Genomic DNA, 24607 nt, shown 5'->3' with positions numbered 1-24607 from the left:
ATGTCGGGTTCCGATATTGGCTTTGCGGCATGCATTATTCTGTGTGCCAGGATCCTATGGCAAGCAAAATAATTCACACGCCGCGGTCGACGGAGCGGGATTATAAGGCGGCGCCGCGCGTGCAGCCTCGCTGCGCGACCGCCCTCCCCTCGATCCTCGCCGGTTCGGGCGAGGCCTCGCGGCCGGTTCCGGGCTTCGCGGACATCCGTCCCGGCTGTGCCGGTGAAGCCGGCTATCCGCGACGCAGCGTCCGGTAGATTCCCGAGCCCGGTGCCGCCGCGTTGACGGGCCGGTCCCGGATCGTGCTGGCCGGGAGGATCGGCTGGGACCGGACGAATCGGCGATGAAGCGCGGGGCAGGGGCGAACGATGGGCCGGCCGTGCCGACGCCGCGCCGGATCGGAGAACCGACGACGCACCGACATCGCCGCAGCCCGTGAGGCGATCGATGTCTCCGGTCCGAGATCCTGTCGTCGATGCGAAGCGTATCGCGGACCGAAGGTCGGTCAGGCCCGGACGATGGAGGGCCCTGAGCGCGGGCACACCCGCCCGCGCCGGCTCGCGACCGGGAGCGTCCGCTCACGGGACGCTGTGAAGCCATCTGATCGTGGCTCCGGGAGTGGGCGGGCAGAAACCGATCCCGCCCTGTCGCCGGATACGCAATCCACCGACGCCGTTCGAGCCCGATCACCGTATCCGCGCGGGCGGCCAACGGTGCTGATGGGCGCGGGCCCGGGCCTCCGAGCGGGCCGACGATCCGGCGGGCGTGGGCTCGCGAGAGGCCGTGCGTCTCCGGCTCAGGGACCGTGCCTGAACCCGATCGGGATGCGGCGGGGCCGCCTTGAGGGGATGGCGCAATCGACGACACGGCCGCGCGGTCACGGCCAGGGCCGTGCCGAGCTCGGCGGTCCGGGCCCCGAGCGCCCGCGGGTCGAGCCCGACGCGGTCGGACGACGCGAGGCCCGCGAAGGAGCGGCCCTCCGGGGCCGGCGGGTCGCGGACCGCGTCCGCGTCAGGGGATCAGCTTGCCGGGGTTCATGAGGTTCCGGGGATCGATGGCGCGCTTGAGGGTCCGCATGAGGCCGAGCGCCTCCGGCCCGTGCTCGCTCTCCATGAAGCGCATCTTCTTCTGGCCGATCCCGTGCTCGCCCGTGCAGGTGCCGCCCAGGTCCAGCGCGCGGGCGACGAGCCGGTCGAGAAAGCCGGCCACCGCGGACATCTCCTCGGGGCTGTCGGCATCGACGAGCGGGAGGGTGTGGAAGTTGCCGTCGCCGACATGGCCGGCGATCGGCGCCGTGAGCCCGGTCGCGGCGATGTCGCGCTTCGTCGCCTCCACGCATTCCGCGAGCCGCGAGATCGGCACGCAGACATCGGTCGACATGTTCTTGATCGTGGGACCGGGCCGCAGCGCGACCGCGGCCCAGTAGACGTCGTGGCGCGCCTGCCAGAGGCGTGCGCGCGCGTCGGCCCCGGTCGCCCAGTCGAACGGGCCGCCGCCGAGCTCGGCGGCGATCTCGCCGAACCGCTCGGCCTGCTCCCGCGCGCCCGCGTCCGTGCCGTGGAACTCGACCAGGAGCAGCGGGGTCTCCGGCAGGGTCAGCTTCGAGTAGCGGTTGCAGGCCGCGACCTGCACCTCGTCGAGCAGCTCGATGCGCGCGACCGGGATGCCGGATTGGATCGTCAGGATCGTGGCGTCGCAGGCCGCCTTGATCGAGGGGAACGGGCAGATGCCCGCCGAGATCGCCTCGGGGATGCCGTGCAGGCGCAGCGTGACCTCGGTGATGATCCCGAGCGTGCCCTCCGAGCCGACGAGGAGCCGGGTGAGATCGTAGCCGGCGGACGACTTGCGCGCCCTCCGGGCGGTCGTGACGATGTCGCCGTTCGGCATCACCGCGGTGAGCGCGAGCACCGCATCCTTCATCGTCCCGTAGCGCACGGCGTTGGTGCCCGATGCCCGCGTCGCCGCCATCCCGCCGATCGTGGCGTCCGCCCCGGGATCGATGGGGAAGAACAGGCCGGTATCGCGCAGGTACGCGTTCAGCGCCCTGCGGGTGACGCCGGCCTCGACCGTGCAGTCGAGGTCGTCGGCATTGACCGCGCGGACGCGATTCATCGCGCCCGTGTCGATCGAGACGCCGCCGAACGGCGCGTTGACGTGGCCCTCGAGGGAGGTGCCGACGCCGTAGGGCACGATCGGCACGTCGCGCTCGGCGCAGGCGCGCACGACGGCCTGCACCTCCGCGGTGGCGTGCGGGAAGACCACGAGGTCCGGCGGCTCGCACGGCGCCCAGGTGAGCTGGTTGGCGTGCTGCTCGCGCACGGCCCGGCTCTCCGTCACCCGGTCCCCGAGCACGGCCCGCAAGGCCTCGGTGAGACCCGCGATCGTCGCCGCGTCCGGGCGGGTGCGGGGGGCGGGAGCGGGTGCGTTCATGGGCTGCTCCGATGGGTTCGAGCCGGCGCGTCGCCGGCGACGGCGTGTCCCCGGGCTCGCGCGGCCCCGCAACACGGCCTCCGCCGGGAGGACAGTCCGACGCTGCCATAAGTCGATCGGCCGCCGGCCGCCACCCGCCGCCGCCCCCCGGGCGCGGCAGGGCGGCGGCGCGATCCCCTGCCCCCAGATCGCGTCTCCTGCGCCGCGTCTACTCCGCCGCGTCTACTCCGCCGCCTGCGCACCGCGCGCCGCGGCCTGCTCCAGGTGTGGGTCGTGGGTGAGGCAGAGGACCGTCACCATGGCGGCGAGCCCGGCCGCCGCGATGAGGAGGAGGCCGCCCGTGAAGGTGCCGGTGGCATCCTTGATCGCGCCGACCGCGTAGGGGGCCGCGAAGCCGGAGAGGTTGCCGAGGGCGTTGACGATGGCGATCCCGCCGGCCGCCGCGGCGCCGGACAGGAAGGCGGTGGGCAGCGTCCAGATCACCGGGAGGCCGCCGAAGACGCCGAAGGCCGAGACGCTGAACAGGACCATCTTGGCGTAGGGATCGGAGACCAGTGCCGCCCCGGCCGTGCCGCCGGCCGCGAGCAGGAGCGCGAAGGCCGCGTGCCCCTTGCGCTCGCCCCGGCGGTCCGAGGAGCGTCCGAGGGCGAGCATGCCGACGATCCCGATCGCGAAGGGGATGAGGCTGACGAGACCGGTCTGGACGTTCGTGAGGTCGAAGCCCTTCACGATCTGCGGCAGGAAGAAGCTGAGCCCGTAGAGCAGCGCCACGTTGCCGAAATACACGAAGGCGACGGCGAGCACGCGCCGGTCGAGGAGCGCGTCCCGGACGCTGTAGCGGCGGGCGGATTCGCGCGCCCGCCGCTCCTGCGCGAGGCGCTCGGTGAGCCAGGCGCGCTCGTCCGCCGGCAGCCAGGCCGCCTGCGCCGGCCGGTCCGTCAGGAAGCCCAGGACGATGCCGGCGCAGATGACGGCCGGCAGGGCCTCGAGGACGTAGAGCCACTGCCAGCCCCTGAAGCCCCAGACCCCGTCGAGGCCCAGCAGCGCCCCCGAGACCGGCGCGCCGACGACGCTCGACAGCGGGACCGCGACCATGAAGGTGCCGATGATCCGCCCGCGGTAGCGCGCGGGGAACCACAGCGTGAGATAGAAGATGATGCCGGGAAAGAAGCCGGCCTCCGCGGCGCCGAGCAGCAGGCGCACGGCGTAGAAGCTCGTCTCGCCGACGATGAAGGCCATCGCGCCCGACAGGAGCCCCCAGGTCAGCATGATCCGGGCGATCCACACCCGCGCCCCGACCCGCTCCAGGATCAGGTTCGACGGCACCTCGAACACGAAGTAGGTCAGGAAGAAGATGCCGGCCCCGAGGCCGTAGGCCGTGGCGGAGATGCCGAGGTCCTCGTTCATGGTCAGCGCGGCGAAGCCGACATTGACCCGGTCGAGGTAGGAGATGAAGTAGCAGGTGATCAGGAGGGGCAGCAGCCGCCTGCTGACCCGCCGGACGGCGCGCGCTTCGACATCCATCGGTCGGCCTCCCTCGAGGATCCGGACCGGACGCCGTGCGCCCGGTCCGACCGGTTCTCCGGCCGGTTCGCGGGAGACATAGCCGGGCGGCGGGCGCCCCGATAGCCGAGGACGCGGTGCGGCGGCGGGCGCCTACGCGCCGGTGCGGTGCCCGGCCCCGCCGCGTGCGAGCGCGTCGAGCAGGAGGTCGACGACGGCTTGGGGCCGCTCCTGCTGCACCCAGTGCCCCGCCCCCGCCACGAAGTGGCAGCCGAGCAGGCCCGCGCCGGCGGCCTCCTCCATGCGCCCCAGCGCGCCCGGCACCTGGAACGGCCCCCAGTCGCGCGCTCCGGACACGAACAGGAGGGGAACCTCGATCCGCCGGCCGGCGAAGCGCGCGAGGTCGCGGTCGATGCTGCCATCCATGCGGCACCGGTAGCCCTGGAGCGCGCCCTGGAAGCCGGACCGCGCGTACTCGGCTGCGTAGACGGCGAGCTCCGCGTCCGTCAGCCAGGCGCAGTCCGCGCCGTCCCGCGGCGGCATCTCCGGCGCCACCGTCGCGGGCATCGTCCGGCCCTGATCCATCACGTAGTAGGTCGGCATCTCGGCGAGGGTCTCGGCCGTCCAGCCGGCGAGCGCGCGGGGTCGGTTGTCCGGCCAGTCGGCGCTCTTGTGGTGGAAATAGGCGCGCAGGAAGGCGGCGAGGCCCTGGGGGCTGCGCTCCATGTCGGCGGCGGCGCGTCGGGACGCGTAGTAGCGGTGATAGTGCGTGCGCGGGCGCGGCAGGGCGGCCAGTGCCGCGTGGATCGGGTCGTCGGCCGGCGTCCGGAGGCCCCGGGCCAGGGCGTCGAGCCCCGGCGCCCCCGCGAAGGGCGCGCTCATGAGGGCGACCGTGCCGAAGAGATCGGGCCGCGCCAGGGCGCAGTAGCCGCAGACCCAGGACCCGTAATCGTGTCCGACGAGCGCCGCGACCCTGTCGCGCGTCAGGGCGCTCATCAGGCACAGCAGGTCGAGGAGATGGTTGTGCAGGCGGTAGGGCGCGAGGTCGTCCGCGAAGGCGACCGGCGCGTCCGCGGTGCGGCCGTAGCCCCGGAGGTCGGGGGCGACGACGTGGTAGCCCGCCGCGGCCAGGGCCGGCATGACCTTCCGCCAGGAATAGGCGATCTCGGGGAAGCCGTGCACCAGCAGGATGAGGGGGCGGTCGGGGCCGGCCTCGCCCGCCTCCAGCACGTGCATGCGCAGGCCGTTGACGCCCTCGACGAAGCGGGCGCGGATGCCGGCCGGGAGCGCGGCCGGATCGAGCGGGGGCAGGACGTTCGTGACCATCGCCGCGCGCTCCCGAGTCGATCGTTCGACGGCCTCTGAACGTACCCGATCCCCGATCCGACCGCGAACCGCCGGGACGCGCGGGGACGGGCAGGCTCGAAGCCGCGACGCGCGCCGGCCTGCCTCGCTCGCCGACCCGCGGGCGTCCGGTCCTGCGTCGGGCGCGCGATCGGCGCGCGGCCGAACCGTCAGGCCATCAGGGCGGCGCGGCCCTCCCGGTGCCCGGCCTCGGCCCGCCACGCGTCGCGCTCGGCCTCCAGCCCCTGGATCCGGGCATGGAGCTGTCCCGCATCGATGGCCGTCTCCATCAGCATGTCCTGCGCGCTGGCGAGCTGCTCGCGCAACTCGGAATTCTCGGTCACGAGGGTCAACAGGATCGCAGCCACGTCGTCGCCCATTCGTCCACCTGCCTCACCGTCCGGGGTCGCGGCTGGTAGGACCGGCATGGTTACCGCCCCTGAAAGGATGGCGGCCGGCCGGCCGTGCCGGAGCCGCTGTCCACAGCAGGATTGCGCCGACCGCCGGCACACCGCCCGCGATCCACGCCGTCACGGCCGCGCGGTGAGCCCGACGCGCGCTGTCGCGACGCGGCCGCAGGAACAATCGTCCGTGCGGGAAGATGCCGTCATGCGCACCCCGCGCGAACGGAGCTGCTCGCATGTTCATGAAGCTCGACCGCCTTCAGGCCGAACTGCCACAGCCGAAGAAGCCCGATCCCAACGCGGCGGCCGCGCTGCAGGAGCTGCTCGGCGGCAAGTACGGGGAGATGTCGACCCTCGGGAACTACATGTTCCAGAGCTTCAACTTCCGCAACAAGTCGAAGCTGCGCCCCTTCTACAGCCTGGTGTCGAGCATCTTCGCCGAGGAGCTCGGGCACGTGGAGCTGGTCTCGACCGGCATCGCGATGCTCAACAACGGCCCCGGCGACGACACCGAGGAGGTCGACGTCTCGAAGGCCCCGTTCCACGACATGCAGGACATCCGGCTCGCCGGCAGCTTCCTGAGCAACGGCGGCGGCGCCACGCCGGTCAATTCCAACGCGCAGTCCTGGAACGTCGACATGGTCACGACGACGGGCAACATCATCATCGACCTGCTGCACAATTTCCACCTGGAATGCGGCGCGCGCCTGCACAAGCTGCGCGTCTACGAGACCCTCAAGGATCCGACCGGCCGGGAGGTCTGCGGCTACCTGCTCGTGCGCGGTTCCGTGCACGCGCACGCCTACGCGCTGGCGCTCAAGAAGCTGACGGGCGTCGAGATCGAGAAGATGCTGCCGACCCCGAACATCGTTCTCGACAAGATTCCGGAATGCCAGAAGTATCTGCAGGAGGGCTCGCACCGGCGCCTCTACCGCTTCAGCCCGGACGACTACAAGGAAGCGGCCGGCGTCTGGTCGAACGACGAGGTCGCGCTGCCGGGCGATCCGCCCGGCAACCTCGAGGTCGTCGACGGCCTGCCGGAGGGCGGCAAGGTCCCGGAACTCGACGGCAATTACGGGGCGTTCGCGCCCAACTACGCCCCCGAGGAGATCTTCGAGATCGCGAGCAAGCTCTACAAGAAAGGGCGCTGAGCCGCGCGCGGAGCCCCGCGGTCTCAGGGCCGTGGGGCACGCCGTCCTCGGTCAGTACCAGTCGTCGTCGTCGGCGGGCGATCCCGGCGGCAGGGGGCCGTCACCCATCACCCCGGGATCCCCGTAGTTGAACGGAGGTCCGTCGAAACCGACGACGCCGTCCGGATTGTCCGGCGTCACGTTGGGATCGACCTTCAGCTCGGTATCCTCGCGCCCGAGCCGTTGATCGAGGCGATCCACGCGCTTGAGATCCCGCTGGATCGGGATGTCCTGCTGGGCCTGCGCGACGATGACGGGGCTCGTCAGAGCGAATACCAGAGCGGCGACGGTCAAGCGTGTCATGGCAATCGGCCTTTCGCGTCCAGGCGCGCTCATGGCGTCGATTCATACCGTACACGCGCCATCGAGCATAGCATTGACGGCCGTCAACACTAATCGCGCGTGCATGTCGGCCGGACACGCCCGCGGCGAGATCGCGTCGCCGTCCGGCGCGGGCGGGTCGAGGTCTGCCGCCGCGCCGTGGAGCGCGCGCACCCGTCGAGCCCTCGCGGCATGCCGGCACGCCTGCGGGCGTGTCGGCCGGGCGTTCGCTTTCCGTACTCATGTGGCACCGGAGCGGCAGTCAGCGCGCGGCGGCTCCGCTACGGTGCGGACGTCTCCACGAGGCGCCCTCGATGCTCATCTCCGCCCTGACCATCCGCCGCGTCTTCCTGCTGGGACTCGTGCTCGTCGCCCTCGTCGCGCTCGCGGACGGCGTGGCCCGCCATGAGCTGCGCACGGCCACGCGCGCGATGACCCTGGCCGACGCGGCCCCGCAGGCGGATCGCGCGTCCGATGAGTAGGCGGTCGCCCTTCGCGGCGGGCCTCGCGCTCCTCGCAGCCCTCGCCGGTGCCCGGCCCGCCGCGGCGCTGGAAGCGGGGCCGGGCGACCTGCCGGGCCTGGAGCGCGCTTGGCACGGCTGCGTCCGCGAGGCCTTCGACCGGCAGCCCGCACACAGGAGCAAGCCCGGACGGGAGCGGGGTGCCCTGGACATGTGCGAACCGCAGGAGGACGCCTACGTGGCCGCCCTGATGGCCGCTCGGCCGATCGACGCGAACCGCCCGGCCCTGGCCTGGGCGCGGACCTGGATGGCCTACGTGGTGGATCCCCTGAAGGACTGGATCGCCGCGCTGCATCGCTGAGCCGTCCCACCCGCGGTCGGCCAGGCGCGCCGGTCCCCGAGCGTGTGGCGAGAGGCGCTGCCGCGAGCCCGCGACCGATCGCGGGCTTCCGGCGACCACATCGCGCGCCCGTGCGGGGCGAGATGCCCAAAGGTCTCGCGCAGCTCTATCGAAGGCGCGCTTCGAGCATTCGCGCCAGTCATGTGCATCCCTTCGCATTGTTCGTGCGTTCCATCCTCGAACCAGCCGATATTTCGGTGCGATTGTCGACATAGAGGAGGCGCGAATGCTGCGCGGTGGATTGCTGTGGCTGCTGGGAATCCCGCTGCCGATCATTCTGTTGTTGTATTTCCTCGGCGTGTTCCACTAGGCACCGGCAGGCGGACGTCGTGCCCTACACGGTCGAGATCACAACGCCGCCGGTTCAGATCGACGGCGCCGAGCAGGCGTCGCGGATGTACCAGCTGCCGGATCCGTTCAGCACGCTGGCCGAGGCCAAGGAGGCGGCGATCACGCATATCGCGGGACTGGGCCTCGATCCGGCCGGCGTCCTCTACACCGTCTTCGACCGCGAGGGCTTCACGGTCGCCTCCAACGCGGATCAGCGCGCCGAGGCCGGATAGATCGGGCCAGGTCCGGGTCCGGTCCCGCTCTGCGGGGTCCTCCGAGCCGGGAGGCGGCCGTCCTGCCCGCCTCCGGCCGGTGCGCAGCCCGAGATCCGTGCGCGAACAGCGGCTCCGCAGGTGTTCCCGGACACGCCGGGCCTGAAAGCTCGGGCGTACATCGGGATCACACCGCGAGCACGGTCGCGAACCCGATGGAGACGACGATGACCTGGACGAACCGCATCACCCTGGCCGCGACCCTGATCGCCGGCGCCATCGCCCTCGTGACCTACGCGCAGGCCCTCAGCCTGCCGGCGCATTTCGCGTGAGCGAGATGCGCCCGGCGGCTGTCCCGCTCACCGGGGCAGCCTGAACCCGGCCCGGTTCCGCCGTGCAGCGGGCCCCTTCGCGCCGCACCCGCCCGGCCGATCCGGCCTCTCGTTGCAGGTGGTGGTCCCGGGTCTCGCCCGAGACCCGCGGCTCGATGAGAGGCGTGCACGACAGGGTCCTGAAGGGCTTCTCCTACGCGATGATCGGCGCCTTCCTGGGTGGCCTCGCGATGACGGTGAGCGGCTCGGCCGGCGTGCTGATGGGCTTCTGAACCGCGCAACGCGCTGGTCCTCAGTTCCGCCCGAGCGCAGGCCGAGGCCGCGCTCACGCGACCGGGTCCTCCCATCCGATGGCGCGGCGCAGGAAGGTGAGCCCCAGCGCCCTGAACGCCGCCGTCTGCTCGCTGTCCTTGCCGGCGCCGTGCCCGCCCGTCGCGGGCTCGTAGAAGGCGACGTCGCAGCCGAGGACGCGGAGCTTCTGCGCCATCTTCCGCGCGTGGCCGGGATGAACCCGGTCGTCGCCGCGGCTCGTGGCCAGAAGGATCGGCGGGTAGGGCCGCCCCGCTTCGGCGGCGTGGTAGGCGGAGATGCCGGACAGGAACGCCCAGTCCTGCGGATCGTCCGGATCGCCGTATTCCCCGATCCAGCTCGCGCCGGCGAGGAGCTTCGTGTAGCGGCGCATGTCGATGAGCGGGATCGTGCAGGCCAGCGCCCCGAACCGCTCCGGGTAGCGGGTGAGCATGTTGGCGATCAGCAGGCCCCCGTTCGAGCCGCCCTCGGCCGCGATCCGCCTCGGCCGCGTCACGCCGCGGGCGACGAGGTCGGCGGCCACCGCGGCGAAGTCGTCGTGCGCCCGCGCCTTGCCCTCGCGCCGGCCCGCGTGGTGCCAGCGGGTGCCGAACTCGCCGCCGCCGCGGATGTTGGCGGTCACGCAGGTGCCGCCGCGCTCCAGCCAGAGCTTGCCCAGCACGGGCTGGTAATCCGGCAGGCGCGAGAGGCCGAACCCGCCATAGGCCGTCAGGTAGACGGGGGCCGCACCGGTCTCGGCCTCCGGCCCGACCTGGACGTAGGGCACGCGCGTCCCGTCCGCCGACCGGGCCTCGTGGCGCGTCACCCGGATGCCGCGCGCCTCGAAGGCCGGGGGCGCCTGACGCAGCACGGCCGGGGCGTCGAGCGCGGGCGGGAAGGCGAGCAGCGCCGGCGGCGTCACCGGATCGTGGGCCAGCGCGAGCAGGGCTCCATCCGCCCGCTCCGGATCGCCGTCGAGGGGCCAGAGATGGACGGAGCCCAGCGCGGGCAGCCCGGCGACGGCCCGCTCGGTCCATCCCCCCGGCCCCGGCTCGAAGACGCGGTAGGTGGGACGCAGGTCCTCGAGCACGTCCACGATCAGCCGCCCGGCCGACCAGAACACGCCCTGGAGGGCGCGCCGCTCGTCCGGCCGCCACAGGACCGTGAACGCGCGGCGGCCCGCCAGAAGATCGGGCAGCGCGATCGCCAGCACCGTGTCGGTGTCATGCGCGACGCCGTCCACCGTCCAGGGCCGCCGCGGCCGCACGGACAGGTGGTTCCGGTGCAGCTGGACCCCGGCATGCGTGGGCAGGTCGAGGCGCACGCGCAGGCCGGTGCGGTCGCCGATATGGATCGCCGCGTCGAAGAAGCCGAGCCGCTCGACGACGGTGATCCGCTCCGTCCCGGTCTGCCGGTCGGACGCGCCCCAGACATCCATGCTGGTCTCGGCGGTCTCGAACAGGACCGGCGCGTCGCGCGGATCCGTGCCGCGCGGCCAGAGCCGGACGGTGCGGGCGTATCCGGACCGCGTGGCCATGCCCGGCCCGAGGGCGCTCGACAGGAGCACGGTGTCGCGATCGAGCCACGTGGCGCCGCCCTTGCCCTCGGGCAGGACGAAGCCGTCGGCCACGAAGGTGCGGGTGTCGAGATCGAACTCGCGGATCACGGCCGCGTCCTTGCCGCCGCGGCTGAGGCGCACCAGGGCGCGGTCGAGATCGCCCTTGAGGATCGCCGCCCCGGCCCAGACCCAGTCCTCGCCCTCGGTCGCCGCGAGGCTGTCGAGATCGAGCAGGATCTCCCAGTCCGGGACCGCGGCGCGGTAGCCGGCCTCGTCGACGCGCCGCCACAGGCCGCGCGGATGCGCGCCGTCCGTCCAGAAATTGTAGAGCCAGGCGCCGAAGCGCTGGACGAACGGGATCCGGCCCGGCCGGTCGAGGAGGTCGCGGGCGATGTCGCGGTCGCGGAGGAAGACGGCATCGCCGTAGCGGGCGAGCGTCTCCGCGTTGCGCGCCTCGACCCAGGCCAGCGCGTCGGGCCCGTCGACCGCCTCCAGCCAGAGGTAGGGATCGTCGTCGGGTCGGGCGAGCGTCGGCCTGGGATCGGGGTGGGGGTCGGTTGCCGCGGACATGGCCGGGAGCGTAGCCCGTGCGCGCCGTCCTCAAAAGTCGCGCGGTGCCCCTCCGATCAGCGGTCAATCGTCCCGGACGCGCAGATCTTCGCGCGCGTCGCGCAGGTCGAGCGGCGGATCCGGTCGCGCGGATCAGGGATGTTCCGCGTGCGCGCGGCCGATCCCGCCCCCTGAAACGTCGCCCGCTCGCCCGCCATCGTCTCGACCGGCGGGGCGCGCACGTCCTTCGTGCGGAAATATACTGGTCTTATCGCCGCCATTCAGATCATCGCAGCGCTTTGACTGTTTTGGATTTCGGTATTTCAGCACATTGGGCTTGCGCGCACCTCGATTATGGTCTTCTATGACGGTTCGGTGGCGTACGTTCCGGTTCGTGCTCTGAGTCCCCATGCCGTCTCGGGGGTCGCAACGATGCGCATCGGCGAGCAAGGGTCACGCGGTTCTCGCCGGGAGGGCCTCGGCCACGTGGCGACGATCGGCCTCGTGGGCGCCGCCGTCCTGGCCTCGGGCGCGCTCGGCGTCTCGGCCGGACGAGCGCTGGACGGGGACGCGGTCGTCGGGACCTGGCGCCTCGTCACGGCGACGCGCCGGATCGTGGACACGGACGAGACCATCGACGCCTACGGCGGCCCGAAGCCGACCGGATGGATCCATTACGGCCGCGACGGGCGCATGATGGTGGTCTGCGCCTACGAAGGCCGGGAGAGGCCGATCGCCAACGACAAGATGTCCGACGCGGACCGGGTCAAGCTCCACAAGACCTTCTTCGCCTATGCCGGGACCTACCGGTTCGAGGGCGACCGGATCATCCACGACATCGACACGTCGTGGAACGAGGCCTGGACCGGGACCTCCCAGGTCCGGCACGTCGCGCAGGAGAACGGGCGGCTCATCCTCCGGACGGTGCCGTTCAAGTTCAACCTCGACGGCAGGATGAGCATCATCACTCTCACCTGGGAGAAATACCCTTAGTCGAAGCCCGCAGACCCCGTGCCGTCACGCTCTCATCAACCAGAACACTTCACGATGGAGGAAGACATGCTGCGCCCTCACGTCCTGCACGCGACCGTGCTCGCCGTGGCCCTGATGACGCCGAGCCTGTGCCGGTCGGATACCGTGCAGGCCGACGCGCAGAGCGCCGCGAGCCGGTGGGACGCGGCGTATAACGGCGGCGACATGGACACGCTGGCCAAGCTCTACGCGCCCGACGCGATCGTCGTCACGAAGGGCGCCCCGCAGACCAGCGACGGCATTCAGAAGTTCTTCGCCGGGCTGAAGGCGAAGGGGTGGGACGAGCACAAGACGACGGTGAATTCGGCGCTGCCCAAGGACAACCTGCTCATCGTCTCCGGACGCTGGGAGATGACCGGCCCCGGCGACGGGGGCGCGCGGAAGAAGTTCGAGGGCAACTGGGTGAACGTGCTGGAGAAGCGCGACGGGGCCTGGCGCACGGTCCTGCACACCTGGAACTGATCGCTCCGCCCGGCCGGGAGACGGCCGGGCGGCGGGCCGCCCGGTCTCAGAGGATCGGCCGCGGGACCGCGTCCCGCGCCCGGTCGGCCGGGCCGCCCTCGGCCGGCGCGACGCCCGCCTCCAGGCTCTCCAGGCTCTGGCTGCGCGGCTCGACGCCGAACGCCGCGACCGCCACGATCTGCAGGGCGAGCAGCCCGATCATCAGGCAGGTCACGCCCGCGATGCCGTAGGCCTCGAACAGGGTCACGACCAGGAAGGGCGTCACGATGGTCGCCCCGCGCCCGACCGTGTTGCACAGGCCCGAGGCCCGCAGGCGCACCTCGGTCGGGAACAGCTCGGGGATGTAGATCCCGAACAGCAGGGCCACCAGCACGTAGATCGGCACCGTCAGCCCGAACCCGACCAGCGGCAGCAGCACCGGGTCGAGGGTCATCGGGTAGAGGATCCCGAACAGGATGGCCGTCGCCGAGGCGCCGACGATCGTCGGCTTGCGACCCCAGCGGTCGGCGGTCAGGGCGCCGATGGCGCTGCCCACCGGCGCGCCGAGCCCCATCAACAGCGCGTAGCCGAAGGAGGTCGCCACCGAGAGTCCCTGCCGGATGAAGAAGGTCGGCAGCCAGGTCACGAAGCCGTACAGCAGGGTGTTGATCACCACGAGGCACAGGCAGCCCAGCAGCAGCCGCGACAGCAGCGGCGGCCGGAACAGGGCGGCGAGCCCGAGCTGCGTGACCGGCGCCATCGCGGCGGCGGGCGGCAGGGGCGCGCCGCGGGCGGCCTCGGCCTCGATCGCGCGCATCAGCGCCTCGGCCTCGGCGTGGCGCCCCACGGCCTCGAGCCAGCGCGGCGATTCCGGCAGGCTCTTGCGGGCGTACCAGACGGCGAGCGCCCCGAGACCGCCCAGCGCGAACATCGCCCGCCATCCGAAGGCTGGGATGATCAGGTAGCCGATCAGGGAGGCGGCCGGCAGGCCCGTGACGACGAACACCGCCATGAGGCCGAGGAAGCGCCCGCGCGAGCGCGCCGGCACGAACTCGGTCATGGTCGAGTAGCCCACGACGTTCTCGGCCCCGAGCCCGACGCCCATGATGAAGCGGAGCACGATCAGCACCGTCATGTTGGGCGCGAAGGCCGCCCCGAGCGCGGCCAGCCCGAAGACCAGCAGGTTGGCCTGGTAGGTGAAGCGCCGCCCGTAGCGGTCGCCGAAGAAGCCCGTCAGGAACGAGCCCGCCATCATGCCCACGAAGGTGGCCGAGACGAACCACGCGTTCTGCGGCAGGGTCGAGAAGCCGCTCTTCAGCGTCGCGCCGAGCACGGTGGCGGCGATGTAGATGTCGAACCCGTCGAAGAACATGCCGATCCCGATCAGCCACATGATGCGGCGGTGGAACGGCCCGATCGGCAGGCGGTCGAGGCGGCCTCCGGCGTTGACCGCCGGGCTCACGGCTTCGGACATGGGGCGTTTCCTTCCTCGGGTTCGGGGCCGGCGCGGAAGGGGTCCGTCTGGCGCGGACCTCGTATCCCCCGCGCCGTCGGTCGTCAGTTGAGGCGGCGCTGGCCGGCCGTGTCGCGGTACCAGTCGAAGGGCCCGTCGCCGGTCGCGACCATCACGCTCTTCACGTCGAAATGGTCGTTGAAGCTCTCGATGCCGCACTCGCGGCCGAGGCCGCTGTCGCCGACCCCGCCCCAGGGCGAGGCCGGGTCGAGGCGGTGGTGGTCGTTGATCCAGACGATGCCGGCCTTGACCGCGTGCGCCACCCGGTGGGCCCGGGCGACGTCGCGGGTGCGCACGGCCGCGGCGAGGCCGAACGGCGAGTCGTTGGCCAGCCGGAGCGCGTCGGCCTCGTCCTCGAAGCGGGTGACGCTGGTGAAGGGCCCGAACACCTCCTCCTGGAAGATGCGCATGTCGGCGGTGACGTCGGCGAACACGGTGGGCTCCACGTAGTAGCCGCCCTCGAAGCCCGGCACCCGGGCCGCCCGCCCGCCCGCGACGGCGCGGGCACCCGCGTCGCGGCCGTAGCCGGCATAGGCCAGCACCCGCTCGCGCTGGCGCTCGGAGATGACCGGGCCGAGCTGGGTCGCCGGGTCGAAGGGGTCGCCGAGGCGGATCGCGGCGGTCTTGGCGGCGAGCCGCTCCACGAACTCGTCGTAGATCGAGGCCTGGACGAGGTGGCGGCTGCCGCAGACGCAGGTCTGGCCGGCGCCGATGAAGGCGCCGAAGGCCGCGTAGTTCACCGCCCGCTCGACGTCGAAGTCGTCGAACACCATCACGGGGGTCTTGCCGCCGAGTTCCATGGTCTGGTGGGCGAAGACCTTCGCGGCCGCCGAGCCGGCGATCCGGCCGGCCTCGGTGCCGCCGGTGAGCACGAGCTTGTTGATGTCGCGGTGCTCGGCCAGCGCCTTGCCGGTGGAGGCGCCGAGCCCCAGCACGATGTTGAACACGCCCGGCGGCAGGCCGGCCTCGGTGAAGATCTGCGCGAGCTTCAGGGTCGTGAGCGGCGTGTACTCGGAGGGCTTGACCACCGTGGTGCAGCCGGTGGCGAGCACGACCGCCAGCGACTTGCACAGGATCATCAGCGGGTGGTTGAACGGCGTGCAGTTCGCCACCACGCCGATCGGGGTGCGGCGGGTGTAGTTGAGGTAGTTGCCCTCCACGGGGATCACGTCGTCGCGCCGCGCCAGCGCCACGCCCGCGAAGTAGCGGAAGAAGTCCGGCAGCCGCGAGAGCTGGGCCCGGGTCTCGTTGACCGGCCGGCCGTTGTTGGTGGTCTCCAGCCGGTAGAGCGTGTCGAGACTGGCCTCGAACGCGTCGGCGAGCCGGTTCACCAGCCGGGCGCGCGCCCGGATGTCCATCCCGCCCCACTCCCGGCCCTCGAAGGTGGCGCGGGCCGAGCGCATCGCCCGGTCGACGTCGACCGGCCCCGAATTCGGGATGCGGGCGATGACCGCGCCGGTGGCCGGGTTGCGCACGTCGATCAGCGTGCCGTCCCCGGCCTCGACCTCGCGCCCGTCGATGAAGTTGCCCCGGGTCTCGACCGTCGGTTCCGGCGCGTGCAGGGTCATGGCGTCTCTCCCGTGTCGGGCCCGCTGTCGGGCCCGTGTCGTGTTCGACCGCGTCCCTCGGCTCCGCGCCGGGCGCGGCCTCGTTCAGAGGACGATCGCGCTGCGCTCCAGGGCGGTCAGGATGCGGCGCTCGGCCTGGGCGACGTGCGCGCGCACGAGGCGCCGCGCGCCGCGCCCGTCGCGCCGTTGCACGGCGTCGATGATGGCGGCGTGCTCGTCCACCAGCTGCGCCGGATCGCGCCCGCGGATGCCGTCGAGGCTGACGCGCACCAGCCGGTCGGCCTGCTCGACGAGGTCGCGCACGGTCGCGGCCATGCGGCGGTTTCCCGACGCCTCGGCGAGGGCGATGTGGAACGCGCGGTTCTCCGCGATGAAGTCGGCGCCGTCCGCGACGGTGCGGAACGCGTCGAGGGACGCCACGACGGAATCGGGCGCGCCGGCGGCGGCCTCGGCCGCGCAGGCCGGCTCCAGGGCGAGGCGCATGCGCAGCAGATCGCGGGCGTCGGCCACCGAAATCGCGTTGATCTGATATCCCTGGCGGGCGTGAACCGTGACGAGGCGCTCGCGCTCCAGGCGCAGCAGTGCCTCCCGGACCGGCTGCCGGCTCACGGCGTAGCGCTGGGCCAGCTCCTGCTCGCGCACCTCGGCGCCGGGACGCAGGACGCAGGCCAGGATGTCGGCGCGGATCGCCGCGTAGATGTTGTCTCGGAGCAGCACGCGCAGCCTCGTTCGGTCGACACATGCTGCCATCCGTGAAATATCACGTCAACAGGATTGCGAGCGAACGTGTCGGATGCGACAGCGTCGTGGAGCCGCCGGCAGAGGCGGCGGGGGAGGTCTCGGATGCAGGCGATGTTCGCGGATGGCCAGGTCGCGGTGACCGCGTGCGGCGAGGGCCCGCCCCTCGTCCTGCTGCACTCGCTGCTCGCCGACCGGACGAGCTTCGACCGGGTCACCCCGGCGCTCGGCCGCGACTTCCGGCTCCTCCTCCCCGACCTGCCCGGATTCGGCGCCTCCGCGCCCGCCCCGGGCGGCCTCGAGGCCGTCGCCGACCGGGTCGGCGCGGCCTTGCGCGCGGCGACCGGGGGCCGGCCGGCGGCCGGGCTGGGCAACGGCTACGGCGGCTTCGTGCTGCTGCTCTGCGCCCTGCGCCACCCCGACCTCTTCGACCGGCTCGTCTTCGCCGATTGCGGCGCCTGCTTCCCGGAGCCCGGCCGGGCCGCGTTCCGCGGCATGGCCGGGGCGGCGGCCGAGAAGGGGCTCGCGGCGATCGCCGACACGGCCATGCGCCGCCTGTTCGCGCCCGCGTTCCAGGCCGCGCACCCGGACCTAATGGCCGAGCGCCGGGCCGCCTTCCTGCGCACGGACGTCGACGTGTTCCGGGCCGCCTGCGCGGCCCTGGCCGGCCTCGACCTGCGCGCCCGCCTCTCCGAGATCCGCGCGCCGGCGCTGGTGCTCGTCGGGGAGGAGGACGAGGCGACCCCGCCGGCCATGGCGCGCGAGCTCGCGGCCGGCCTGCCGGACGCGCGGTTCGTGACGCTGCCGGACTGCGCCCACGTCCCGCAGCTCCAGGCCCCCGAGATGTTCGCCAGCGAGGTCCTGGCGTTTCTCCGGCCGGGCGCCGCCTGACCGGGCGCGCGGAACGGTGCTAGGTTCGGCCGCTCCGGCGGGGTCGGTGGTCCCGATCCGCGCGGCCGCGACGGCGCGCCATCCAGCGAGACGGACATGAAGACATTTTTCGTGCAGATCAAATGCGAGATCGGCAAGACTTACGCCGTGTCCGACGCGCTCGTCGCGATGGAGATCGCGTCGGAGATCTACTCCACGGCCGGGCGCTTCGACATCATGGCCAAGTTCCACGTGGACAACGGCGTCGATATAGGGCTGTTCGTGAACGACTTCCTCCTGCGCCTGGACGGCGTGAAGGATTCCGAGACGATCATCGCCTTCAAGGCCTTCCACTGACGCGCCCGTCGCGCGGAAGCCGCGCGCCGCGGACGTCCGGGGCGCCCCGGCTCAGCGGACCCGCGACGGGTCGATCACCAGGAAGTACTCGCACGCCTCCGTGCCGACATTGGTGAAGGCGTGCCCGGCATCGGCCTCGAAATACAGGCTGTCGCCGGTCTCCATGATGACCGCGCGCTCGCCGATCACCGCCCGCAGGCGGCCGCGCAGGACGTAGATGTACTCGGACACGCCGCGGCGATGGGCGGTGAACTCGCCGGTGCTGGCGCCCGGCGGCAGCGTGTTGAGCACCCAGTCGATGCCGCGCCCGGGCAGGACCGGCGAGATGCAGCGCCGCAGGTAGCCGGACGCCTCGTCGCGCAGGATCGGCTGGCGGCTCGCCGGGATCAGCAGGATCTCGCGCTCCGTCGCGGGCGCCATCAGCCGCGAGAAGGTGACGCCGAGCGCCTCCGCGAGGCGGGACAGCACCACCGTCGACGGCACGGCCTCGGAGCGCTCGATCTTCGAGATCATCGAGCGGCTGACCCCCGAGCGCGCCGCCAGCGTCTCCAGCGACAGGCCCTGCTCCCTGCGGCGCCGCCGGATCTCCTCGGCGATGTGGATCTGCGGGGACGTCTCCGTCGCTGCCGGGTCCGCCCCGATGATCGTCCTCGCCGTCATGCCCCGTCATCCGCGCCCGCGACCGGCCCGCGCGACCGGGGCGCGGCACCGAGAGAGTCGCCCCCGCCTAACGCAGGGGCGGCCGAATTGCACCTTGCGCCGCACTGCGCGCCGCACTGCGCGACGGGTCGGCCGCCGGGCCGCTGCGCGCCGGGCTGGCACGCCGCTTGCCTCCACAAGAATGGATTTTCATCCATCACAGTGGAGGATGTGCCGTGGCCGATACCGCGTTGCCCTTTGAGGCGTCCCCGGCTCTCGAGGCCGGCCCGGTGCCGGTCGCCGACCGGCGCCAGATCGTCTGGTCGAGCGTCATCGGCACGACGGTCGAGTGGTACGACTTCCTGATCTACGGAACGGCCACCGCGCTCGTGTTCAACAAGCTGTTCTTCCCGAGCTTCGACCCGCTGGTCGGCACCATCGCGGCGTTCGGCTCCTACGCGGTGGGCTTCCTGGCGCGCCCCCTCGGCGGCGTCATCTTCGGGCATTTCGGCGACAAGATCGGCCGCAAGGCGATGCTCTCGCTGACCATCATCATCATGGGCCTCGGCACGTTCCTGATCGGGTGCCTGCCGACCTACGCGCAGATCGGCCTGTGGGCCCCGATCCTGCTCGTGGCGCTGCGCCTGGTCCAGGGCATCGGGATCGGCGGCGAGTGGGGCGGCGCGGTCCTGATGGTGGTGGAGAGCGTCCCGGCGGAGCGGCGCGGCTTCTTCGGCAGCATCGTCCAGCTCGGCTACCCCCTCGGCGTCATCGCGTCGATCGGGGCCTTCGCGCTGTGCGGCTTCCTGCCGGAGGCGGAGTTCCTCGCCTGGGGCTGGCGGATCCCGTTCCTGGCCAGCGCGCTGCTGGTCGGCCTCGGGCTGTTCATCCGCCTGCGGCTGCACGAGACGCCGGCCTTCCAGCGGGTGAAGCGGCAATCCGCGGTGGCGCGCCTGCCGGTCATGGAGATCCTCACCGAGCACCCGCGCACCTTCCTGAAGGCCGTGGGCCTCAAGGTCTCGGAGATCGCCTACGTCAGCGTCGTGACCGTGTTCTCGATCTCCTACGTGACCGGCCAGCTCGGGCTGTCGCGCAGCATCATCCTGAACGGGATCCTGGTGGCGGCGGTGATCGAGCTCTTCACCCTGCCGGCCTTCGGCTGGCTGTCGGACCGCTACGGCCGCCGGACGCTGTTCGTCGCCGCCTGCCTGTTCTCGATCGCCTTCGCGTTCCCGCTGTTCACCCTCCTCGACACGCGCGACCCGATGGTCATCACGCTGACCGTCGCGGTGGCGCTGAGCTTCGGCCAGGGGATCATGTTCGGCACCGGCGCCGCCTGGATGTCCGAGCTGTTCGACGCGCGCCTGCGCTACAGCGGCGCCTCGCTGGGCTTCCAGGTGGGCGCGGCCCTGAGCGGCGGCTTCACGCCCCTGATCGCCGCGGCCCTGCTGGGCTGGAGCTCCGGCGCGACCTGGCCGATCTCGGTCTACCTGATCGCCCTCGCCTGCATCACGCTGACCGCCACGCTCCTCGCCCCGGAAACGGCGCGGAAGCCGATCGACTGACCGGTCGGCCGGCCGTCCCGAAGGCGCGCGGACGCTTCCCATAGAGTGGATTATCGTCCACTATCTGAAACAACCCTGCGAGAGACCGACCGCATGACGAAGCACACCATCCGCACCGAGAAGGCCGCCCCGGCGGTCGGGCCCTACGCCCAGGGAATCCGGGCCGGCGGGCTGGTCTTCGCCTCCGGACAGCTGCCGATCGATCCCGCCACCGGCGCGTTCCCGGAGGGGGTCGAGGCGCAGACCCGGCGCTCCCTCGCCAACCTCGCCGCCGTGCTCGAGGCGGGCGGAGCCAGCCTCGCGAGCGTCGTGAAGACGACGGTGTTCCTCAAGGACATGAACGAGTTCGCCGCGATGAACGCGGTCTACGCCGAGCACTTCCCGGGCGAGGCGCCGGCCCGCTCCACCGTCGAGGTCGCGCGCCTGCCGCGCGACGCCCGGGTCGAGATCGAGGCGATCGCGCTTGCCACGGAGGCCGCATGACCAGCGAGACGGCACCCCGCATGGTCGAGGCGTTCGCGCACGCGGCGGGATCGGCCGCCGTTCGGGTTCCGGGCGGCGCCACCGGCTGGGTTGGCACCCTGACCCACATCCACATCGCCCCCGCGGCGAGCTTCGAGATGGAGGCGCTGTCCGAGGCCGTGTGCGTGGCCGGCCGCGGGATCGAGGGCGACCGCTACTTCCTCGGCACCGGCACCTACTCGCCCAAGCCCGACGTGCGCGAGGTCACGCTGATCGAGCAGGAGGCCCTCGACGCCCTCAACCGCAACGACCCGCCGCTGCAGGAGGGGCCGCTGCGCCTCCTGCCGGGGGATCATCGGCGCAATCTCACGGTGCGCGGCGTGCCGCTCAACCACTTGGTCGGCCGGCGCTTCCGGGTCGGCGCCGTGATCCTGCGGGGTGGGCGCCTCAACTTCCCCTGCCGTTATCTCGAGGAGCTTCTCGGGATGCCGGTCTACCTGCCGCTCTACAATCGCTCGGGCCTGAACTGCGGGATCGAGAGCGGCGGCGTGATCCGGCCCGGCGACGCGATCGAGCTGCTGGACTGACGGAGCTGCGCGCGATGACGGCCCGCCTGATCATGAAGCTGCGCGTCGCCGAGGCGGTCGCGACGACGCCGGAGGTGCTGCACCTCAGCCTCGTCCATCCCGCGCGCCCGGAACTCCCCGCCTGGACGGCCGGCGCCCACGTCGACCTGCGCCTGCCGGATGGTCGGGTCCGGCAGTACTCGCTGTGCGGCGACCCGGCCGACCGGGGCCGTTACGAGATCGCGATCAAGCGGGAGCCGGTCGGCCGGGGCGGCTCGGCCTGGGCACACGACACGCTCGCGCCGGGCGCGTTCGCCCACGTCTCCGCGCCCCGCAACAACTTCCCCCTCGAGCCCGACGCCCGCCGCCACCTGCTCGTGGCCGGCGGGATCGGGGTGACGCCCCTGCTCGCCATGGCGCGCGCGCTCTCCGCGTCGGGGGCCGAGTACGCGTTCCATCTCTGCGCCCCCTCCCCCGGGCAGGCGCCGCTGCTGGCGGAGGTGCGGACGGTCTGCGGGCCGCGCCTCAGCTGCTGGTTCGGGTCCGAGGGGCGGCGCCTCGATCCCGGCGCCCTCGGCCCGGCCGAGGCCGGGACGCACGTCTACGCCTGCGGGCCGCGGCGCCTCATGGACGCGGTGCAGACGGGCCTGGTCGCTCGGGGCTGGCCCGTCGAGCGGGTGCACAGCGAGCATTTCGAGCCGCTGCGCGACGAGGGCTTCGTGCCGGAGCCGTTCGAGGCGCGCATCGCCTCCACCGGCCAGGTGCTCCACGTCCCCGCCGACCGGTCCCTGCTCGACGTCCTGCGCCGCGCGGGGTTCGACCTGCCGTCCTCCTGCGAGCTCGGCGTCTGCGGCTCCTGCGAGTGCGGCTATCGCGACGGCACGGTCATCCACCGCGACGCGGTGCTGCCGCTCACCAAGCGCCGGAGTCGCATGATGGCTTGCGTCTCGCGCGCGCGGGACGCCGTGACGCTCGACCTCTGACCACGGGATCCGCGAAAGGGCATTATCAGACGTACCGTCTCGCGCGGGCGCCCTTCCAGGCTCGGACCGGGCCGCGCGGGTCCAGATCACGGGCCCGTCCACCTGCCGGAGCGGCGTCTCCGGCCGACCGCTTCGCCGCACGGCCCGCTCCAGCCTGGAGACTGCGCCGGTTTGGTGGCTGCGCCAGTGCGCCGCACGATTCGGATCAGCGAACCTCGCGCGGCGGATGGCGATGCCGCTCGGGCTGGGTTAGCCCGCCTCGATCGTGCCATCGCCGTGGGGCAGTCCCCCGCCCGCCAAGAGGAGGTCGTGAGAATGAGCCGATCCACGCTGTCCATCAGCGCCGGTCTGGCGGTGGCCGCAGTCGTCCTGGCGGGCCTCTGGGTTTCCTACGGACCCCGTCCTCACGCGAGCCGCGACAGGCAAGCGTCCACGACGATACCCGTGTCCAAGCAGGACCGATCCGGGATTGATCCCCAGGGAGAGAGCATCCGCTCCGTGTATCCGGGGCCGGGTTCCGGATCTGCCCAGCGCGTCGCCCCGGCGCCGCGGACCGGGGCGGCGGCCCCCCCGCCGTCCTCGGCGGCAATCTCGGCGGCAATCCCGGCAGTACCGCCGGATGCTCCGACCGCGGGCGGGGCGGCGGCGAGGCCGATGCCGCCGCAGCCGGCCGACAGCGCGTCCGGCTCGGGCCAGCCGCCGGCCTCTCCGGGTCAGGGCGTCGACCTCAACACGGCGTCCGTCGAGGAGCTGAACGCCCTCGGGGCCGGCATGATCGGACGCAGGATCATCGCGTTCCGGCCCTACGCGTCCCCGGAGGATCTCGTGACCCGGCGTGTCCTGAAGAAGGCCGATTACGAGGCGATCAAGGCTGCCGTCGCGGTGCGGCAGACCGATGCCGCGGGCGCCGGCCGCCCCGATTGAGCGTCGCGATCCTCAGGACAGAGCTTGGCTCCGCCGAGCCGTCAGGAGTGAGCCCTCCAGGGGACGCGCGTTCTTCGCCGTGAATGCGCGTCCGGCGGCGGTGCCGAGCCGCGCCGGACTACACGCGCCGCGACGGCGCGGCCTGCTTACCGGCGAGCCGCTTGCCGAGCCGCTCGATGTCGACGATCATCCGCTCGTGCGTCCCGGCCCCGATCTGCTCCGTCTCGTCCCAGGCCGCGACGCGGAACTGGATCTGGCGTCCGGCGACGCCGACGACCTCGGCCTCTGCCCGGACGCGGTGGCCGACCGGAGTCGCCGCCATGTGGGTCACGTCCACCTTCGTTCCGACGGCGCTCTCACCGGGATCGAGGTATTGGCGAACGGCGTTCAGCGCCGCGTTCTCCATGATCAGGACCATCATCGGCGTGGCGAAGACCGGCGGCAGGATGTTGTCCTTGAACTGGCTGGCCAGATGTGACGGCCCGACCAGCATGGCGAAGCTCCCCTTCGCACCCAACGGGATGTCCTGCATGCGCGCGCTCCAGATCCGTTTCAGCCCGACCACCGATAGGTAGGGCCGCGCGACCGCGTCCGGCCAGCCTCGGGCCTTCGCCGCACGCAGCCCTCCCCTCCCCTGCCCGCCGCTCGGCCCGCCAGGGGACCGCCAAGGGATTACCGTAGCACCGCGGAGCGCGCCCGGTCAGCGCCGGCGGCGGGGCTGGCCGGCCGCCTCCAGGATGAGGTCCGCGATGTCCGGAGCGCGCGAGATCAGCGACAGGTGGCTCGCCTTGAGCTCGACGGTCCGCGCGTTCATGCGCTTGGCCATGAACCGTTCGAGGTCCGGGTCGATGGTCCGATCCTCGGTCGACACCGCGTAGAAGCTCGGCTTCGAGCGCCAGGCCGCGTGGGTGGTCCGTCCCGTCAACAGGGCCTTGCGGAACGGCTGCTGGACCGCGAACAGCACCCGGGCCCTCTCGGCCGGCAGATCGCCCGCGAAATCCCGCAGGAACGCTGCCTCGCTCAGGCGCCCCTCGTCACCGTCGAACTCGATGCCGGCCGCGGCGGGCGGTGTCGGGTAGGTCCTGGCCAGCGCCGCGTAGTCCTCGTTCGCGTCCGGCGCCCGGGCCGCGACGTAGACCAGGGCCGAGACCTTCGGGTCGATACCGGCCTCGGTCACGATCATGCCGGAGAACGAGTGACCGACCAGCACGGTCGGCCCTTCCTGCCGTGCCAGCACGCGCTGCGCCGCGGCCACCGCCTCCTCGAAGGTGGTCAGCGGGTTCTGCACGGAGGTGACGGTGAGGCCGGCCGCCTGCAGGTGCGGGATCACCTCGGACCAGCACGACCCGTCGGCGAACAGCCCGTGCACCAGCACGACGTTGCGCGCCCGCGGCGGGTCCTGGGCCTCGGCCGCGCCGGGAAGCAGCGCGGCCGCCGCGCTGGCGGCGAGCGCGCGGTTCAGCGTTCTGCGCGTCATCATGGGGGCCTCCGTCTGGACGCGTCGGTGCGGGGCGTCCCGTCCCCGTTCGCCGTCGGCGCGGGAAGGATACACCCGGTGACCGGCGAGGCGCACTTCTCGGCGCGGGCCCCGGCGCGCTCTGCCGGGCGGACGGCAACCGGTCGGGCG

26 protein-coding genes are annotated in these 24607 nt (G+C 72.4%); 13 read left to right on the top strand and 13 right to left on the bottom strand.

Features of this window, described 5'->3' with window-relative positions:
- Positions 1–1011: 1011 nt before the first annotated feature.
- From J3A75_RS35435 to J3A75_RS35420, 4 genes are all read right to left on the bottom strand, one after another.
- Positions 1012–2430: an FAD-binding oxidoreductase gene (locus J3A75_RS35435; RefSeq protein WP_029358903.1), complete on the bottom strand. Its 1419-nt coding sequence runs from the start codon at positions 2428–2430 to the stop codon at positions 1012–1014.
- Between the two features lie 222 nt (positions 2431–2652).
- Entirely contained in the window at positions 2653–3954 is a 1302-nt protein-coding gene (locus J3A75_RS35430) for an MFS transporter (RefSeq protein WP_012329683.1), read from the bottom strand.
- A 132-nt stretch (positions 3955–4086) separates the two neighbouring features.
- Complete coding sequence (locus J3A75_RS35425; RefSeq protein WP_012329682.1) at positions 4087–5259, bottom strand: alpha/beta fold hydrolase; 1173 nt, start codon at positions 5257–5259, stop codon at positions 4087–4089.
- Positions 5260–5447: 188 nt separating this feature from the next.
- Positions 5448–5657 carry a hypothetical protein gene (locus J3A75_RS35420; protein ID WP_012329681.1) on the bottom strand — a complete coding sequence of 70 codons (210 nt, stop codon included), beginning with the start codon at positions 5655–5657 and terminating at the stop codon, positions 5448–5450.
- A 260-nt stretch (positions 5658–5917) separates the two neighbouring features.
- Between J3A75_RS35420 and J3A75_RS35415 the strand changes: the two genes are divergently transcribed.
- Positions 5918–6832 (top strand): manganese catalase family protein, encoded by a 915-nt coding sequence (locus tag J3A75_RS35415; protein ID WP_059409469.1) that lies wholly within the window; start codon positions 5918–5920, stop codon positions 6830–6832.
- Between the two features lie 51 nt (positions 6833–6883).
- Here the strand turns inward: J3A75_RS35415 and J3A75_RS35410 are convergent, their stop codons facing one another.
- Positions 6884–7174, bottom strand: a complete 291-nt coding sequence (locus J3A75_RS35410) for a hypothetical protein (protein ID WP_012329680.1) — start codon at positions 7172–7174, stop codon at positions 6884–6886.
- Between the two features lie 332 nt (positions 7175–7506).
- On the opposite strand from J3A75_RS35410, the gene J3A75_RS35405 reads away from it, so the two are divergent.
- From J3A75_RS35405 to J3A75_RS35395, 3 genes are all read left to right on the top strand, one after another.
- Positions 7507–7674, top strand: a complete 168-nt coding sequence (locus tag J3A75_RS35405) for a hypothetical protein (protein ID WP_209651321.1) — start codon at positions 7507–7509, stop codon at positions 7672–7674.
- Entirely contained in the window at positions 7667–8014 is a 348-nt protein-coding gene (locus J3A75_RS35400) for a hypothetical protein (protein WP_116656730.1), read from the top strand. Before J3A75_RS35405 ends, J3A75_RS35400 begins: the two co-directional genes overlap by 8 nt.
- A 368-nt stretch (positions 8015–8382) precedes the next feature.
- Entirely contained in the window at positions 8383–8616 is a 234-nt protein-coding gene (locus J3A75_RS35395) for a hypothetical protein (protein ID WP_012329676.1), read from the top strand.
- A gap of 636 nt (positions 8617–9252) precedes the next feature.
- On the opposite strand, the gene J3A75_RS35390 is transcribed toward J3A75_RS35395, so the two are convergent.
- On the bottom strand, positions 9253–11343 hold the full coding sequence (locus tag J3A75_RS35390; protein ID WP_127992954.1) for a prolyl oligopeptidase family serine peptidase: 2091 nt from the start codon (positions 11341–11343) through the stop codon (positions 9253–9255).
- A gap of 56 nt (positions 11344–11399) precedes the next feature.
- Positions 11400–11603 (bottom strand): hypothetical protein, encoded by a 204-nt coding sequence (locus J3A75_RS35385; protein ID WP_209651320.1) that lies wholly within the window; start codon positions 11601–11603, stop codon positions 11400–11402.
- A 205-nt stretch (positions 11604–11808) separates the two neighbouring features.
- Here J3A75_RS35385 and J3A75_RS35380 point away from each other — a divergent pair, with 205 nt between their 5' ends.
- Positions 11809–12315: a lipocalin-like domain-containing protein gene (locus tag J3A75_RS35380; protein WP_312892956.1), complete on the top strand. Its 507-nt coding sequence runs from the start codon at positions 11809–11811 to the stop codon at positions 12313–12315.
- 66 nt (positions 12316–12381) lie between these two features.
- The gene (locus J3A75_RS35375; protein ID WP_012329671.1) at positions 12382–12816 is read left to right on the top strand and encodes a YybH family protein; all 435 of its coding nucleotides are present in this window, start codon (positions 12382–12384) and stop codon (positions 12814–12816) included.
- 46 nt (positions 12817–12862) lie between these two features.
- Here J3A75_RS35375 and J3A75_RS35370 read toward each other — a convergent pair whose 3' ends face one another.
- The 3 genes from J3A75_RS35370 to J3A75_RS35360 form a co-directional block, all read right to left on the bottom strand.
- Positions 12863–14269, bottom strand: a complete 1407-nt coding sequence (locus J3A75_RS35370) for an MFS transporter (RefSeq protein ID WP_209651318.1) — start codon at positions 14267–14269, stop codon at positions 12863–12865.
- Between the two features lie 83 nt (positions 14270–14352).
- Positions 14353–15876: an aldehyde dehydrogenase gene (locus J3A75_RS35365; RefSeq protein ID WP_209651317.1), complete on the bottom strand. Its 1524-nt coding sequence runs from the start codon at positions 15874–15876 to the stop codon at positions 14353–14355.
- Positions 15877–15960: 84 nt separating this feature from the next.
- Positions 15961–16593, bottom strand: a complete 633-nt coding sequence (locus J3A75_RS35360; protein ID WP_012329668.1) for a GntR family transcriptional regulator — start codon at positions 16591–16593, stop codon at positions 15961–15963.
- 126 nt (positions 16594–16719) lie between these two features.
- On the opposite strand from J3A75_RS35360, the gene J3A75_RS35355 reads away from it, so the two are divergent.
- Entirely contained in the window at positions 16720–17505 is a 786-nt protein-coding gene (locus J3A75_RS35355) for an alpha/beta fold hydrolase (protein ID WP_012329667.1), read from the top strand.
- Between the two features lie 96 nt (positions 17506–17601).
- The gene (locus J3A75_RS35350; protein WP_012329666.1) at positions 17602–17841 is read left to right on the top strand and encodes an Lrp/AsnC ligand binding domain-containing protein; all 240 of its coding nucleotides are present in this window, start codon (positions 17602–17604) and stop codon (positions 17839–17841) included.
- Positions 17842–17892: 51 nt separating this feature from the next.
- On the opposite strand, the gene J3A75_RS35345 is transcribed toward J3A75_RS35350, so the two are convergent.
- Positions 17893–18501 carry a helix-turn-helix domain-containing protein gene (locus J3A75_RS35345; RefSeq protein WP_012329665.1) on the bottom strand — a complete coding sequence of 203 codons (609 nt, stop codon included), beginning with the start codon at positions 18499–18501 and terminating at the stop codon, positions 17893–17895.
- Positions 18502–18716: 215 nt separating this feature from the next.
- Between J3A75_RS35345 and J3A75_RS35340 the strand changes: the two genes are divergently transcribed.
- The 5 genes from J3A75_RS35340 (at position 18717) to J3A75_RS36890 (ending at position 22980) form a co-directional block, all read left to right on the top strand.
- On the top strand, positions 18717–20045 hold the full coding sequence (locus J3A75_RS35340; RefSeq protein ID WP_409518696.1) for an MFS transporter: 1329 nt from the start codon (positions 18717–18719) through the stop codon (positions 20043–20045).
- A gap of 93 nt (positions 20046–20138) precedes the next feature.
- On the top strand, positions 20139–20528 hold the full coding sequence (locus tag J3A75_RS35335; protein WP_024827311.1) for a RidA family protein: 390 nt from the start codon (positions 20139–20141) through the stop codon (positions 20526–20528).
- The gene (locus tag J3A75_RS35330) at positions 20525–21094 is read left to right on the top strand and encodes an MOSC domain-containing protein (protein ID WP_012329662.1); all 570 of its coding nucleotides are present in this window, start codon (positions 20525–20527) and stop codon (positions 21092–21094) included. Before J3A75_RS35335 ends, J3A75_RS35330 begins: the two co-directional genes overlap by 4 nt.
- Before the next feature lie 14 nt (positions 21095–21108).
- The gene (locus J3A75_RS35325) at positions 21109–22056 is read left to right on the top strand and encodes a PDR/VanB family oxidoreductase (RefSeq protein WP_012329661.1); all 948 of its coding nucleotides are present in this window, start codon (positions 21109–21111) and stop codon (positions 22054–22056) included.
- Between the two features lie 654 nt (positions 22057–22710).
- Complete coding sequence (locus J3A75_RS36890) at positions 22711–22980, top strand: helix-hairpin-helix domain-containing protein (RefSeq protein WP_234742334.1); 270 nt, start codon at positions 22711–22713, stop codon at positions 22978–22980.
- Between the two features lie 118 nt (positions 22981–23098).
- Here the strand turns inward: J3A75_RS36890 and J3A75_RS35315 are convergent, their stop codons facing one another.
- Together J3A75_RS35315 and J3A75_RS35310 are read right to left on the bottom strand one after the other, a co-directional pair.
- A complete protein-coding gene (locus J3A75_RS35315) occupies positions 23099–23512 on the bottom strand; it encodes a thioesterase family protein (RefSeq protein WP_012329659.1) in 414 nt (137 codons plus the stop codon).
- A gap of 168 nt (positions 23513–23680) precedes the next feature.
- On the bottom strand, positions 23681–24460 hold the full coding sequence (locus tag J3A75_RS35310) for an alpha/beta fold hydrolase (protein ID WP_209651316.1): 780 nt from the start codon (positions 24458–24460) through the stop codon (positions 23681–23683).
- Positions 24461–24607 lie beyond the last annotated feature (147 nt).

This window comes from Methylobacterium sp. PvP105 (assembly GCF_017876975.1).
GTDB classification, from domain to species: domain Bacteria; phylum Pseudomonadota; class Alphaproteobacteria; order Rhizobiales; family Beijerinckiaceae; genus Methylobacterium; species Methylobacterium radiotolerans.
The sequence above is the reverse complement of the archived record's forward strand: the minus strand, read 5'-3'. Positions and strand labels throughout refer to the sequence as shown.

Coding starts and splice junctions, on each gene's coding strand:
- J3A75_RS35375 (WP_012329671.1), top strand. CDS start 12,382: ATGCTGCGCCCTCACGTCCTGCACGCGACCGTGCTCGCCGTGGCCCTG.
- J3A75_RS35335 (WP_024827311.1), top strand. CDS start 20,139: ATGACGAAGCACACCATCCGCACCGAGAAGGCCGCCCCGGCGGTCGGG.
- J3A75_RS35385 (WP_209651320.1), bottom strand. CDS start 11,603: ATGGCGGCGATAAGACCAGTATATTTCCGCACGAAGGACGTGCGCGCC.
- J3A75_RS35415 (WP_059409469.1), top strand. CDS start 5,918: ATGTTCATGAAGCTCGACCGCCTTCAGGCCGAACTGCCACAGCCGAAG.
- J3A75_RS36890 (WP_234742334.1), top strand. CDS start 22,711: ATGCCGCCGCAGCCGGCCGACAGCGCGTCCGGCTCGGGCCAGCCGCCG.
- J3A75_RS35345 (WP_012329665.1), bottom strand. CDS start 18,501: ATGACGGCGAGGACGATCATCGGGGCGGACCCGGCAGCGACGGAGACG.
- J3A75_RS35350 (WP_012329666.1), top strand. CDS start 17,602: ATGAAGACATTTTTCGTGCAGATCAAATGCGAGATCGGCAAGACTTAC.
- J3A75_RS35365 (WP_209651317.1), bottom strand. CDS start 15,876: ATGACCCTGCACGCGCCGGAACCGACGGTCGAGACCCGGGGCAACTTC.
- J3A75_RS35390 (WP_127992954.1), bottom strand. CDS start 11,343: ATGTCCGCGGCAACCGACCCCCACCCCGATCCCAGGCCGACGCTCGCC.
- J3A75_RS35310 (WP_209651316.1), bottom strand. CDS start 24,460: ATGATGACGCGCAGAACGCTGAACCGCGCGCTCGCCGCCAGCGCGGCG.
- J3A75_RS35355 (WP_012329667.1), top strand. CDS start 16,720: ATGCAGGCGATGTTCGCGGATGGCCAGGTCGCGGTGACCGCGTGCGGC.
- J3A75_RS35425 (WP_012329682.1), bottom strand. CDS start 5,259: ATGGTCACGAACGTCCTGCCCCCGCTCGATCCGGCCGCGCTCCCGGCC.
- J3A75_RS35405 (WP_209651321.1), top strand. CDS start 7,507: ATGCTCATCTCCGCCCTGACCATCCGCCGCGTCTTCCTGCTGGGACTC.
- J3A75_RS35420 (WP_012329681.1), bottom strand. CDS start 5,657: ATGGGCGACGACGTGGCTGCGATCCTGTTGACCCTCGTGACCGAGAAT.
- J3A75_RS35435 (WP_029358903.1), bottom strand. CDS start 2,430: ATGAACGCACCCGCTCCCGCCCCCCGCACCCGCCCGGACGCGGCGACG.
- J3A75_RS35430 (WP_012329683.1), bottom strand. CDS start 3,954: ATGGATGTCGAAGCGCGCGCCGTCCGGCGGGTCAGCAGGCGGCTGCTG.
- J3A75_RS35370 (WP_209651318.1), bottom strand. CDS start 14,269: ATGTCCGAAGCCGTGAGCCCGGCGGTCAACGCCGGAGGCCGCCTCGAC.
- J3A75_RS35325 (WP_012329661.1), top strand. CDS start 21,109: ATGACGGCCCGCCTGATCATGAAGCTGCGCGTCGCCGAGGCGGTCGCG.
- J3A75_RS35410 (WP_012329680.1), bottom strand. CDS start 7,174: ATGACACGCTTGACCGTCGCCGCTCTGGTATTCGCTCTGACGAGCCCC.
- J3A75_RS35315 (WP_012329659.1), bottom strand. CDS start 23,512: ATGCAGGACATCCCGTTGGGTGCGAAGGGGAGCTTCGCCATGCTGGTC.
- J3A75_RS35330 (WP_012329662.1), top strand. CDS start 20,525: ATGACCAGCGAGACGGCACCCCGCATGGTCGAGGCGTTCGCGCACGCG.
- J3A75_RS35400 (WP_116656730.1), top strand. CDS start 7,667: ATGAGTAGGCGGTCGCCCTTCGCGGCGGGCCTCGCGCTCCTCGCAGCC.